Origin of the sequence: Methanobrevibacter oralis (genome assembly GCF_001639275.1) — an archaeon.
GTDB classification, from domain to species: domain Archaea; phylum Methanobacteriota; class Methanobacteria; order Methanobacteriales; family Methanobacteriaceae; genus Methanocatella; species Methanocatella oralis.
The window spans coordinates 1-13,735 of sequence record NZ_LWMU01000072.1 but is presented as its reverse complement, the minus strand read 5'-3'; the positions used below and the strand labels follow the sequence as shown (position 1 = coordinate 13,735).

The 13,735-nt window shown below is 25.5% G+C and carries 14 protein-coding genes; 6 read left to right on the top strand and 8 right to left on the bottom strand.

Annotation, left to right across the window (positions count from 1 at the left end; translation table 11 throughout):
- The 4 genes from MBORA_RS06305 to MBORA_RS06295 all read right to left on the bottom strand — a co-directional run.
- Window positions 1–357: helix-turn-helix domain-containing protein (locus tag MBORA_RS06305; protein WP_248845837.1), on the bottom strand; the 357-nt coding region annotated here is incomplete at its 3' end.
- A 410-nt stretch (window positions 358–767) separates the two neighbouring features.
- A complete protein-coding gene (locus MBORA_RS11345) occupies window positions 768–1,772 on the bottom strand; it encodes an ATP-binding protein (RefSeq protein WP_332870913.1) in 1,005 nt (334 codons plus the stop codon).
- A 44-nt stretch (window positions 1,773–1,816) separates the two neighbouring features.
- Complete coding sequence (locus tag MBORA_RS11165; RefSeq protein WP_269801118.1) at window positions 1,817–2,068, bottom strand: AAA family ATPase; 252 nt, start codon at window positions 2,066–2,068, stop codon at window positions 1,817–1,819.
- 143 nt (window positions 2,069–2,211) lie between these two features.
- Window positions 2,212–3,504 carry an ATP-binding protein gene (locus MBORA_RS06295; protein WP_063720397.1) on the bottom strand — a complete coding sequence of 431 codons (1,293 nt, stop codon included), beginning with the start codon at window positions 3,502–3,504 and terminating at the stop codon, window positions 2,212–2,214.
- Between the two features lie 126 nt (window positions 3,505–3,630).
- Between MBORA_RS06295 and MBORA_RS06290 the strand changes: the two genes are divergently transcribed.
- Together MBORA_RS06290 and MBORA_RS06285 are read left to right on the top strand one after the other, a co-directional pair.
- Window positions 3,631–4,125: a hypothetical protein gene (locus MBORA_RS06290; RefSeq protein ID WP_042692286.1), complete on the top strand. Its 495-nt coding sequence runs from the start codon at window positions 3,631–3,633 to the stop codon at window positions 4,123–4,125.
- 29 nt (window positions 4,126–4,154) lie between these two features.
- Window positions 4,155–4,550 carry a TrmO family methyltransferase domain-containing protein gene (locus MBORA_RS06285; RefSeq protein ID WP_063720396.1) on the top strand — a complete coding sequence of 132 codons (396 nt, stop codon included), beginning with the start codon at window positions 4,155–4,157 and terminating at the stop codon, window positions 4,548–4,550.
- Here the strand turns inward: MBORA_RS06285 and MBORA_RS06280 are convergent.
- The gene (locus tag MBORA_RS06280; protein ID WP_042692289.1) at window positions 4,547–5,938 is read right to left on the bottom strand and encodes an MFS transporter; all 1,392 of its coding nucleotides are present in this window, start codon (window positions 5,936–5,938) and stop codon (window positions 4,547–4,549) included. The two genes, MBORA_RS06285 and MBORA_RS06280, sit on opposite strands and share 4 nt — an antisense overlap.
- Before the next feature lie 13 nt (window positions 5,939–5,951).
- The gene (locus MBORA_RS06275) at window positions 5,952–6,383 is read right to left on the bottom strand and encodes a MarR family winged helix-turn-helix transcriptional regulator (protein WP_063720395.1); all 432 of its coding nucleotides are present in this window, start codon (window positions 6,381–6,383) and stop codon (window positions 5,952–5,954) included.
- 635 nt (window positions 6,384–7,018) lie between these two features.
- Between MBORA_RS06275 and MBORA_RS06270 the strand changes: the two genes are divergently transcribed.
- From MBORA_RS06270 to MBORA_RS06255, 4 genes are all read left to right on the top strand, one after another.
- Window positions 7,019–9,658: an FmdE family protein gene (locus tag MBORA_RS06270; RefSeq protein ID WP_063720394.1), complete on the top strand. Its 2,640-nt coding sequence runs from the start codon at window positions 7,019–7,021 to the stop codon at window positions 9,656–9,658.
- Window positions 9,659–9,765: 107 nt separating this feature from the next.
- Window positions 9,766–10,233, top strand: a complete 468-nt coding sequence (locus tag MBORA_RS06265) for a hypothetical protein (RefSeq protein ID WP_042692293.1) — start codon at window positions 9,766–9,768, stop codon at window positions 10,231–10,233.
- Between the two features lie 255 nt (window positions 10,234–10,488).
- On the top strand, window positions 10,489–10,875 hold the full coding sequence (locus tag MBORA_RS06260; RefSeq protein WP_052331754.1) for a hypothetical protein: 387 nt from the start codon (window positions 10,489–10,491) through the stop codon (window positions 10,873–10,875).
- A 24-nt stretch (window positions 10,876–10,899) separates the two neighbouring features.
- A complete protein-coding gene (locus tag MBORA_RS06255) occupies window positions 10,900–11,550 on the top strand; it encodes a hypothetical protein (RefSeq protein WP_063720393.1) in 651 nt (216 codons plus the stop codon).
- A 5-nt stretch (window positions 11,551–11,555) separates the two neighbouring features.
- On the opposite strand, the gene MBORA_RS06250 is transcribed toward MBORA_RS06255, so the two are convergent.
- Both MBORA_RS06250 and MBORA_RS06245 read right to left on the bottom strand, forming a co-directional pair.
- On the bottom strand, window positions 11,556–12,038 hold the full coding sequence (locus MBORA_RS06250; protein ID WP_042692298.1) for a methyltransferase family protein: 483 nt from the start codon (window positions 12,036–12,038) through the stop codon (window positions 11,556–11,558).
- A 50-nt stretch (window positions 12,039–12,088) separates the two neighbouring features.
- Window positions 12,089–13,282, bottom strand: coding sequence for an alpha/beta hydrolase (locus MBORA_RS06245; protein WP_042692300.1), 1,194 nt, complete (start codon window positions 13,280–13,282; stop codon window positions 12,089–12,091).
- Between the last annotated feature and the right edge of the window lie 453 nt (window positions 13,283–13,735).

Sequence of the window (13,735 nt, the reverse complement as noted above, 5' to 3'; positions counted from 1 at the left end):
TTTTTCTTTAATAAGATTTCTCACATCTTTTAAATTATATTTTTCTTCATTTCCAGTGATGATTTCTTTTAATTCATTTAATTGTTGGTCAGTTAGGTAAGATTTTCTACCACAATTGGAATAATTTGAAAATAAGCCAGCAATGCCATTTTCATTATATTGTTTGACCCATCGTTCACCGGTTTTTCTTGAAATATTAATGTTTTTTGAGGCTTTAGCAATACTTTCACCGTTTGCAACCATATGAATTACTAAAAGACGCCTATAAACATCGTAATATTTCCTGTACTCTTTCAACATTTCTGCAATTTCAGAAAGCTCTAAATGTTTCTTAATTTTATTATTAAATTTTTCCATGAGCATATATCTATAACTCATTAGGTATAAACTTTTGGTAAGAAACTATATTTAAAAAATTTAATTAATTTAACTAGTTAAATATATTTTTACTAGTAAATTTATTTTTTATTATTTATATTATTAAAATTATTTAACTAGTTAATATATATTTTACTAATAAGGTTATAATTTAAAAAAGACAATACTATTTATGCATCAATGTTTTAGGAGTTATTTTTAAAGTTAGAAGATTTAAGTGATGGTGTGTTTTAAAAAGAAAATTATGGAAAACTTTTAAAGACGATTTAATTAAATTTACATCTAAAAATTATAACAAGTTTCAAAAAATTAGCTATTTTAATGATACTTATCTTTCAATATTAGTTATTATAATAAAACTTTTAAAAATAGCATTAGTATAACACATATTACAATAAAGAAAAAGTCTTTTTAGGAATAAAAATAATATTATCCTCTTTTTGAATTGATGTTGTTTTATTTGAGACAATAATACCATAATTTGCTTTATATCTTTTAATTGCATTAATAATTTGTTTTTTATTTTTATTTCCATGACCAACTTCTATGGGAATGGGATTTTCAAAGTCTTTTTTTATAATAAAATCAACATTATTTTTCTTATTCACATCATAATAGATATGAAAATGGTTATTTTTTCTATTTCTAATGTTAAATAATGTTGAAGCAACTAAATTTTCAAGTAATATTCCTTCATATTCATTAGAATTTTTTAAATTATTTCCATATTTACTTGATAAGACATTATGTAAACTAGGTGTTGCAAAATAATATTTCCAAGATTTTTTAATTCTTTTAGCTTCCCCACCATATGGTTCGCAATGAACTAATAGTTGTGTTTTTTCTAAAATATCTAATATATTTTTTACATTTCCAGTTGATGTTTTTAAGTAATTAGATAGTTTTGCTTGTGATGCTTCACCAGGTTCTTGAAGTGCAATAAATCTTAAAATTCTTTTTGCATTTGCTTGATTTTCAGCAGTAAAGTTTTTGATATTAATCATATCTGTATTAACAATCTTTTCACAAATATCTATTAGCTTTGAAGTAATATCTAATGGATTACTATCATTAAATAAAAATGGAAACCCTCCATATTTAAAATATTCATTCCAATCATAAGAAGAGTAGTTAATATTATTAATAATAGTTGATTTAGCTTCCTTTTCATAGTTAATTGCTTCTTTAATCTCTCCAGTAAATATTATTTTTTCTAAAGCTTCAGAAATATGATTAAGATCAATATTATATTTTAATTTTAAATGTTGGTTATAATTAAGAGGAGTAATAATTTTTTTAAGCATTCTTCTTGATGCATCTGCATTATATTCTAAATTAAGTGCAGATGAACCAGTGAAAATCATGAAAATATTTTCATTTTTATCATAAATTATTTTGCCGGTTAATGACCAGTTTTTATCATATTGAGACTCATCTATTAAAAGGAATATTTTTTTTTATTAAGAGTTCTTAATGTTGCATCATGATGATCTTTTAAATAAATATTTATGGTTTGAAGTATGTTACAATCAGTTAAGCTATTTAAATCTTCACAAGACAAATATAAAATTTGATTTGGGAGAATATTATGTTCTTTTATTAAATAATCATATAATTGATATAGGATTGTTGTTTTTCCAACACCTCTTAGTCCGGGTAGAACAATAAATCTGTTTATTTTGTTTTCCAATATAAAATTATCAACATATTTTTTAATTTCATAAAATTCGTATCTATTATTTATTTTTTCATTGTTTTGAATTAGTTTATTATTTATTAATTAACCAAATATTTGGGCATTATTATATAAGTAATTAAGTAAATATTTGAGTATTATAAAAGAGAAAAAGTAATTGGTGGAATAAAAATAATATTATCCTCCTTTTGAATTGATGTTGTTTTATTTGAAACAATAATACCATAATCTGCTTTGTATCTTTTAATTGCTTTTGAAATTTGTTTTTTATTTTTTTTACCTATTCCAACATCTATAGGGATTATTCTACCATCGATTGTGTTAATTAAGAAGTCAACTCCTTCTTTTTCACCATCAAAAAATATTCCAAAATTCATTCTAGATTTTTGTTTTAATTTAAATAATGAGGCACCTACAAAGTTTTCTAGAAGTAGTCTAAAATATTCTTTATTCAATGATGCTTGACCACTTTGTTGATATATGCATGATTTCAATTGTGTTGATAAAAAATAGTATTCCCATGCTTTTCTAATTCTTTTAATAGGGGAAGCATAAGGTTCAACATGAAATATTAATTGAACTTCTTCAAATGTGGATATTACATTATTTATACTTTTTTTTGATATGTTTAAGTTATTTGCTAATTTTTCTAAAGATAATGTTCCTGGTTTCTGTAATGATATGATATTTAACAAATTATATGATGCAATTTTAATATTTCCAGTAAATGACTTAACCATATCCATATCTTTTTCAACTATTCTATCTTTCATATCTAATGTTAATTGTATTGTTTCACTTTGAGATTTGTTTATAGTAAACGGAAGTTCACCATATTGAATGAAATGTTCCCATTCTTTTTTTGGATCTCTTTTTAACTCCATTAAGACATTTAATATAAAATTTTTTTCTATTTTTTCTAATTCATTTATTTCGCCATTGAAGATTAATTTTTTAAAGGATAATACATTTTTCATTTCATCATAAATGATTTTTCCAACTAGTGCCCAATTGTGTGTATACTGTGATTCATCAACAAATATAAATAATGGTTTGTTTTCCAAATATGATTCTTCATTTATGTTTTTTGTAAATATATCCAAAAATTTAAGGATATCCAAGTCACCAAAATCTTTTAACCTATCTAAATTAAGATATAAAATTTGATTTTTATTTATTTTACAATTATCTGTTAAATAATCATATAATTGATATAGGATTGTTGTTTTACCAACTCCACGAAGTCCAGGTAGAATGAAAAATCTGTTATCACTTTCATTTTTAAGAAATGTATCTATATATTTTTTTAATTCATAAAAATCGATTCTTTTATTTAAAATCTGGTTATTATAGGTTAAATTGTCTTTAACAATTTTAGGAGTATTTTTTAAGACATTAATTAAGTATCTTTCTACATCTTCATTTTTCATGAAATCATCTTGTTTATTTTTTCTTTTTTTATCAAGTAGTTATATGCTATTGGATATATTTTTATCCAATTATTTGCATGATAAACTTAGAAAGTAATATATTATTAAAAAATAAAATTAATGTTTATGAATAATAAACAAAAGGTAATATTTGGAACATTAATTTTCATAATTCTTTCTGCTTTATTTGTTGGTTATTTGTTTTATATTGATCAAAGTGAAACTTATTCATTTGGTAATTTTTCAATTGAAGCACCTAAAGGATATGAATTTAAAGATATTAGTGATGAATATGAAAATAATTCATTCATGAAGGTATATCGATGTGTTAATGAGGATTTAACAGTGTCATCTATGGATAAAAATTACATTGAAAGTACGTATTACAATAATACTGGTGTTGTAATAGACTTTAATAAGCTTTGCAATGATAATATTAAACGTTCTGCTAAGGTTGTTAATGAAACAAATAATTTAACAACATATGTTCAACCAGGATACGGGCATTTTGATCGAGATGTTGCTGTGGTATATAGAGATGATTCCCACTTTATAATAATTGAAGGTGGAGACATGGAATTTATTTCTAAAATTGGAAATTCAATAAAAATTTTGAATTAAAATGCATTTGAATTTTTTTAGGTGATTGAATGACAAATGAAGGGATAATATTTCATCCAATAGGTTATATACACTCTAAATTTAATAATATGAATAAAACTCCTAAAAATAGTAGAAATACTAATGAAACATGGATGGAAATCGATTTAAAATATTTAGAAGCTATGTGTGATATGAAAGTTGGTGAAGAGTATATGCTTATTTTTTATTTTAACCAATCTAAAGGTTATAAAATGAAAGTTCCATTAATGGGTGATGGTCCAATAACCGGATTATTTTCAACACATGCTCCATGTAGACCAAATCCAATAGGGGTTTCTAATATAACAATTAAAGAAATTGATAAAAATAAAATTAAATTTATTGGTGTTGACATGTTAGATGGAACACCAATATTAGATATTAAAAATGCTGTTAAAAGCTAATTTGGTTTTTGTATGTTAAATTCATCTTTTGAGTGAATTCCAACCAATGATGCAAAAATTCCAATCATGCAAGCCATTGTACATATTCCACAAATGATTTGAGAGCTTTGAACAATCATATTTGCATATTGTGGAGATAATTTTAGATTACCCATAATTAATGCAAAAATTAAAGTTAAAAGTCCTAAACTCATTGTTTGACCAATTGTTCTCATTGTTGCTTGTGAAGCAGAAGCTGTTGGAGCATCTTTTAGTGGAACTGAACTCATAATTGCATTCATGTTTGGTGATGAGAAAAGTCCCATTCCAATACCCTCTAAAATCATTGCTAAAATTAAAAAGTATATAGGCGTATTTTCATTTAAGAATGTTAAAATTCCAAGACCAATAACTGCAATTGTCATTCCAGTTGCAGCTAGCTTTTGTGGATGAATTTTATCTGATAATTTACCTGCATTAGGTGCTATTATTGCCATGATAATTGGTGTTATTATCAATATAAGTCCAGATATTTGTGCATCAAATCCTCTAACATATTGTAAATGATAATTTATTATTGTAGTAACAGCCATAATAGCTAAATAACTGCATAGAGCAGCTATATTAGATGAAGTAAACTTACTATTTTTAAATAAATTCATATTAAATACTGGAGTTTTTTGTTTTAATTCGTAAATAGCAAATACAATTAATAAGATTATTCCAATAACAGTTAAGATTATTCCATTAATATTTGTCAATGCTGTAAATCCATAAATAAATGCTAAAATGCCCAATGCGTATAATATAGAACCTGTTTTATCGATTTTATCTTTTTCATAGGTTTTCCATTCTCCAGGAATTTTTAAAACAATTAAGATAATGCATATTGCTAAAAATGGAATTACAAAGTAAAACATTGATCTCCAACCTAAATTATGTACTAAAAATCCGCATATTACTGGAGATAATGAAGTGGCTAAATATACGCCAGTAACTGTAAATCCTAAAGCTTTACCTCTATTTTGAGGTTTTACTGCAGATACGACCATTGCCATAGCAGATACATTTAAAAATGCCATGCCTGCTCCCTGAAATATCCTAAATACTAAAAATGATTCTGTTGAAAATGATAAAGCTGCACCAGCCGAACCAATTAAATATACTAAAATTCCCATTGTTAATGATTTTTTTACTCCAAATTTACCTGAAATTTGTCCTGCTGGAACTGTAAAAACAGCTACAACTAAAAATAAAATAGTAGGAACCCAATTTTGAATAACATTATTCATTGCAAAATCATTTGCAATAGCTGGAACTCCTATTATTACACCATTTGATAAAAACACTGCAAAAAATGATGTTATAAACGATACAAATATCACATAATGTTCTAATTCTATTTTCATAAAATACCCTCTTTTATAAATTTTCTACAAGCTTCATGTTGTTAATAGCTATCTCTCTTATTCTCTTTTTCAATTCATAATCATCTTCTGTTATTCCTACTTCCATTTCCCATTCTTTAGATATTTTTCTAACTTGAGGAACTAATGTATCACCTTTTGCTGTTGTTTTTAACATGTATTTTCGTCTATTATTAGGATTAATTTCTCTTTTAATATATCCACTATCTTCTAGTTTTTTTAGAGATTTTGCAATATTTCCTTTGCTTTGACCGGACATGTTAACTAAATCATCTTGTGAGATTTTGGGATTATCATAAATCATCATTACATATTGTACCTCATGACCTAAGTCAAATTCTGATATTTTTGATTTTAGATACTTCATTTGATTTTTAGATAAATTATGAATCCATGCAATTAAATTAAACGAATTTTCAAAGTACATTATTTCACATATAATAATTTTTATAGAAAAATATATAAATGTTTCTAATGAAACAGTTAAAAATGAAACAATTAATATAAAAAAGAAAAAATAGAATTAGATACATTTCCAACTGGCCATGTAAACCGCACAAGCTACATCGTTTTGTGGTTCTATTGTGTTTTAGGTAGAATTATCATCACTAATGATTATAAAAATAACAGTTTCTTATTTATCGTTTTTTCACTTATTGTTTTGTATTAATAATTTAATTAATATATTATACTTAAATTAAATAGTTAATATCGTATCATATAATTTTTGCTTAATTCAATTTTTAAAAATAGTATTACTTTTATAATGTGTAATACATTTATTATTAGTTAATAATATTCGTTTTAGGGCAGTTAGAGGTGAAAACACGAATTATTCAATTAATTTTGAAGGTAATACTTATAAAAATTTTCTAAACAAATCATTGATAATAATGGATTTTTTTATATATATTTCAAAAAAACTTTTTTTGTATTACTTTTCTTTAAAAAAATAAAATTTAGTAATAAGATACTTTTATATTATTATTACTATTTAAACAAACATAGGCTTGTTTAATTAACTTGTCTATTTTTTATAATTAAAAATAAGGAGAATAAAATATGAAACGGCACGGAATTTATATTATTGCATTATTAATTATCTTGTTAGCTGTGATAAATACTGTATCTGCTGAAGATACGAATATTGATTTAATTGCAGATAATTCAAATAATGATAATGTTAATATTAATGCCACTGATAGTGTTTTAAAATCTTCGAACGAGGATTGTCAATTTGTAAGTGAAAATTCAGAGGATAATAATACTTTATTAAATGAAAATTCACTAGAAGATAATACTCTTAAAAAAGGTAATACTACAAATTCTAATTCAAAAGCATATAAATTAGGTTATAGTGTTACTATTGCTGCTGATAAATTGCTTAAATTTTCATCTGCTGATGATATACTAGTAATTACTACCGCAGGTATGACCTGGATTGATAATCATACAACAGAAGATGCACTAGGTGGTATTGTAGATGCTGCAAATAATTATGTAACTTATGGTAAAGGTAATATATTAACATTATCTTCAATAAGAAGCGATCCAACAAACATTGCATTTTTCATTAAAAAAGGTAATTCAATAAAAATGGCATTTTATAAAAATGGTTCTTTAACTCCAGTATATTATGGAAATGCAGGACCTAAATTAAGTGCTAATGAGTGGAAAAAATTACAAAAATTGTTAGGTGATGAAGATGCTTATTCATACATTAGTATAGCTAATGCATGGTCTGCTGGAATGCCAAAAGATGTATTAACTCAAGCTACTTACCATGGCCATGTTTGTACTGGTCTTATAAGTGGTCAAGCAATGATTCATACATTATTAACTTATTATCCTCCAAAAGACGAATTCGGATTACCATTAGAAAATACTGCATATTATGTGCTTGGAGTTCCAGGTGGATCTGAAGATGATGCTTTTACATGGACATTAGACATTACTCCTGGAAAAAGAGCTTATATTGGTATTGATACAATGGTTAATAAAAGCATGACTGGATTTATCAGATGGAATACAAGTTCTAATACTGGAATTATCATTATAATGAGTTATGACGAAAAAGCAATAAAAGAAAGATTTAAAAAATTATCTGGTTTAAACCCAGATGCTAGTGCAACTAACGATTTAAAATACCAAAATTGGCTTATTAATACTTTACAGGTAGATCCAATCTCACTTGTTACAATCCGTTATGAATTAGATGGATTAACAAAAGATAATCTTGAATATCTAATGGGATTAGAAGTTGGTAAAGGTAATGTAGTTAAAAGTGCTCATGGATTGGATTTAAATTATATTCTTGGACTAAACTTAACTACTGCAAAAAGAGAAACACAAAATATTGGTGAACAAACAAAATTAAGCGATGAAAAATTAAAGCAAATAGGTATTGATGCAAGTTCCAAAGCTATTGCATATTTCGCATCTCAGGGAATTACCATTGAGAAATACTCAAATCATTTATATGTTTTAACTTCAGCAGGAGCTGTTAGAATTAATGGTACTCCTACTTCAATGGTATTTGATGGTATTCATGAAGTATTAGGTTCTGCATTGTATAAAAAAACTTTACTTCCAGTTCACACTCCAATATGGAAGGATTTATTATTTGATTTCTATTGGGTAGATTCAAATAATCTTACAAATTATTCCTCAATTAGTTTTAGATATGATGCTCTTAATGATAAATTAATTGTAACTGGTAATACAAGTGATAAAAATTCAAATTATATTATTCAAAATGCTGTAAAATACGATCCACCTTATGATGTATTAGTTGGATGGTTATTCCACAACCATGTTTGTGGTGGAAGCACACCAGGTTATTTAATTGCTGATTATGTCTATGAAGAATTACCAATTACAAATGAAGATGAATCATATATTTATCTAACAACCAATGCAAATTGTAAAGATGATGTAATATCAAGACTATTAGGTGTATCACCAGGTATGGGAACCTATTATAATTTAAGATATGATAATAATAAAACAAACTCAACAAATGTTGGTATTGCAATTAAATGGAATAGTAAAACTAAAACTGGTGAGTTAATTATTATTAGTCTTGATAAATGGGGAGCAGGACAAATCTTTAAAAAAGGTTCCAATATGTATGAAGAGTACATTAAATTATATAAAAAAGATTACTCTTCTAAAAATTTAATTTCCCGTCCAATAATTAAAACAGCAGCAAGAAAAGAAATTAATGAAGAAATGTTTAATAAAATTATTGCTGGTGCAACAAATACTGAAGAAGGAAATTCAATTGCATATATTATGGGTCTTCCAGATAAACTTCCTGTTCAAAAAGAAGACAATAATAAACCAATTATGAATAATACTCAACAAAAAAAGAATGGGAAAAAACTTGTCGATAATGCTAGTTCATCATCAAACTCCCAAAAAACTACTAATAATCCATCAAAAGGACATTATGGAGCAACTAATGGTTTAACTCCATCTGTTGGAGTTTCAAAAAATACTATTAATGCAAATAGTGATAGTGATCCAGATAACTCCGATGAAGGTTCTTCTGATAATAATGATGGTAAATCCTATGAAATAAGTAGAAAAGGTACTGATAAACAAATAAATTCAAACAATATTATATTTGCTATCGTGATTATTCTTATTTTAGGTGCTATTGTTGGATATGGTTATATTAGAAGTAATAGAAAAGAATAACTACGTATTTTCACATTAATTTGTGAAAATACATTTTTTTATTAAATGAGTGTGATATTATTAACAAAAAATTAACATATATTTTAATTATAATAATGTTATTTTCAATGATTTCGCAAATTAATGCCCATCCCGGCCATGGACATTATGCAGATGAAGTTACATCAGAAGATGTTAATCGGGAAAGTCAATCTTCCAGTGTTTCTCATAGTAATGATAAATCATCACCACATAGTTCATCTCATGAAACAAACAAAGATTCTAAAAGTAGTTCAAAATCCAATAGTGTTTTAAGTTCTAATAATAATTATAACTCTCAATTATCAAATAGCTATGAATCAGAAAATACTAAAAGTTTAAAAAGTACTTCAAATGAAGATAACTCACAAGTAGGTGAATCATTAAATAACACAAATAAATCAAATAATACTGTAATAGAAAATACTACAAATTATACTCAAACAGAAGAAGAAAATAATGAGTTTTTAACTTCAACTAATATTATATTATTTATATGTGTTTTTATTGTTGGTTTTTGTCTTGTTATTTTATTTGATAAACTTAAAAATAGATGATTAAATATCATCCAATATCTTTTTTTTATAATTTTGTAAATAGAATAAAATACTCTAAATAACATAATTTATATTATGGAAATTTCAAGAAAAGAAATGAAAGAGTATATTAAAAATATCTATAAACGACTTGATAGTGTTTCACCTGTTGATTTTGATTGCGGACAACTCTGTGGTGAAGTATGCTGAGTTTACGATGAAGATGAAAATAATCCTGAAGAATTAGCTATCTATCTTTTACCCGGTGAAGAATTAATGTATGAAGACAGTGATAGCTTTGAATTATATTATATTGATGCTAAAGAAATAAAATACCCTCATTCATGGAAAGATAAAGTATATCTTGTTAAATGTATCAATCCACCTAAATGTAATCGCAATATTAGGCCTATTCAATGTAGAACATTTCCATTAATCCCACATATATCTAAAAATGGAAAATTTCATTTAATACTTGATGAAACCGAATTTCCATATAAATGTGCAATTGTTAATAATAATATTAAACTTAATAATGATTTTATAGGTGAAACATATGATGTATGGAAAAAACTAATTCAAAATCAACTTGTTTATGATCTAATAGATATGGATTCTAGAACAAGAGATAATAGAAATGCAAATTATGAAATTATAATTTAAAACTTTATAAAAGGAGATAAAAATATGGTTGATAAAGACTTAAAACTTGAAACAAAATGTTATGATGCAAATGAATATGGATATCTATATGGATTAAATAAAAAAATACCAGACAATGAATTTGAAAAAGTTAAAATGTATATGAAGAATTTTAGAAGAAAAGATTTTGTTGACGGAACAGTTAAAGTAACTGGAAGACCTGAAGGATATAGATGTTTAGAAAAAGATGTGGCTAAGGTTGAAGAAATTCTTGGAATTGAAAACACCTTAGAAAAGAGGAAAAATAAAATTAAAAATGCATTTTCTAATCCAGTTTCTAAAAGAAATCTTAAAGATAAATCCTATGAATGGCTTAATACATTATTTAAAAAAGGTGGAACAAGACCAAAACAAAATTTAAGTAGATTAGCAATTCATTCAACAAAAATATACGATCCAGATGATAATTATAAAAATAGAGCAAAAGATGGAGATGGTGTTCTTTTTATTTATACTCCTCATGGAATGTGGTACATTATAAACAATAATGGAAAATATTCAAATTTATCATTGAATAATGTTGAGACAAAATATGGTGGAGCAGTAGGATATAGATTAATGTATGATGATACATTAGATACTTTAATTAGAATATTTAGTGAAGAAAATGAATATAGTGGTGAAGAATTATATTAATATCACTATTTTTTAAATGGAATAAGTCTATTGACTTTATTTGAATAAATAGTATATTCCTCTCCAAATTCACCTAATAACAATTTTTCTTCTGTTTTTTTAAGTGTAACTGTTAAAAAGACCCAAAAAATAAGTGGTAATATAAATAAAAGAATGTTTTGAGATATAATTATAACTCCTGTAGTTACAAATAAAAAACAGGAATATATTGGATGGCGTACATATGCATAAACTCCTGTGGTTACTAAATTCTTATTTTTAATATTTTCAGATATTCTTGAATTAACAATCGCAGCTAACCATAATACAATACCCAGTATGATTGAAATTACTCCAACTAAGACAAATAGAAAATCTAATTGTGGTATAGTATATATTGGAATTAATTTATAACTGGAAGCTACAAAGGATAAAACTGCTATAATTACTATTGGTGTTATCATGTAGGGTCCAACACCAAAAAAAGGTAACTGATTTTGCTTTTCCATGTTCTTTAATTAATATTTTAATATATATAAATATTTTGGTATGCCTAAATTTAGATTGTTCTTTTATCTAATTCATCTACCCAATTTATAATAGTGTCAAGAGCTAATTTAGTATTTCCACAATTACAATGATTACCCGCATTTTCCTTATTAGTTAAAAGCCTATATGTAAGAGATTTAACTTGGGTCAACATATTAATTTCAGTTCCAATAGCTTTTTCATTAATCATAATGTCGTTATTAGCACCCAAAATTAGAACATCTTGGTCAATCTTATCAGCAATAGGTTTTAGAGAATAATTATCTATTTTTTTAACAAATTCGTTAAACCCTTTAACATCAAAACGATGAAACATTAATCTCATTGCAAGAGCTTCATTTACTCCTTTTTTAGATTTGGATTTTAAGATATAATCATATATAAAACCTAATTTAAGACCTATAAAAACATGAAGGGCTTTAATAGCTAGTTTACTTTCCCTTCCATTATCCCAAACCGAAGGAAAAATTGACCATCCAACTACACGACTTATTCTTTTATCAAATGCAGCTGCACGAGGCGCAAAATACCCTCCTAAAGATATTCCAATTATTGTAACATCATTTAAATCATAATACTGAGTAATTGCGCTTACTGGTTTTTCCCATTCATGAATAAATGCTTTATTTTTAAGTCTCAAAACAGAACCTTGTCCTGGACCTTCAAATAAATAAACTTCATATCCTTGCTCTCTTAAATATAGCATTGGTATTAAAAATTCTTCCATATACGAGTCCAGACCACCATGAACTAAAAAAATTCCACGAGATTCATTTTCAGGTTTTGTATGCAAAACAGGTAATGTAATATCTTCAAAAGGAACTTCTTCTTTTTTGATTATAGAATTTCCATTTTCATTATCAAAAAGAGGACTATAATATTCGTAAAACAAATCTCTAGCTTTTGTGTAATATTTAAGTGCATCAGGATCATCAAATTGCATATAAAACTCAGACATTCGATAATAAGCTATTGCATTTTCAATTCGACCTTCACTTTCTGCTTTATGGCCTAATCTAGTTAAGACACTTTTCCATTCCTCAGTATTGGTTATTTGATTACAGTTATTTAAAACTTCATCTAAATCCCCACCATTCCAATTTACCAGCCTATTTAATTGGTAGTTAAAATGGATTTCTTCACAGATATCGTATATTCCTATTTTAAAATTAATTTCTCTATCAAGATTATATTTTTTTATCATATTCACACCCATTAATTAGTGTGTTTATGATTATTAATTTAAATAGTTTAGGTAAGCCTAAAAAAAGTATATATCATCTTCATTAATAAATGAAGATGATGAGTAAATATTGTTTTTACGTGTTAAATTATGGCACTGTCAATTTGTTAGCTCTTGGTCATATTTTTTTAGTTTTTTTTCTTTTTCTTTGATTTTTTTTGTGTTTTATGTTGTGTTTGTGAAAAGATTTAAATATTAGTTGTTGTTTTCTTGTTGTGATGGGTTTTAATACTAGTTTTTTGTGTTTTTTATTTCTTTTTAAATCTTTCTAATTTTTGATTAGCTTATTGATTTTTTTCTTAAATTATTTTTACCATATTTTTGTAATTATATTCTTAATTTGAGCAATAATAAGTTTTATATAGGTTGGAAGACAAATATTTATACATGAATACCAAAAACAAATGCCTTCCA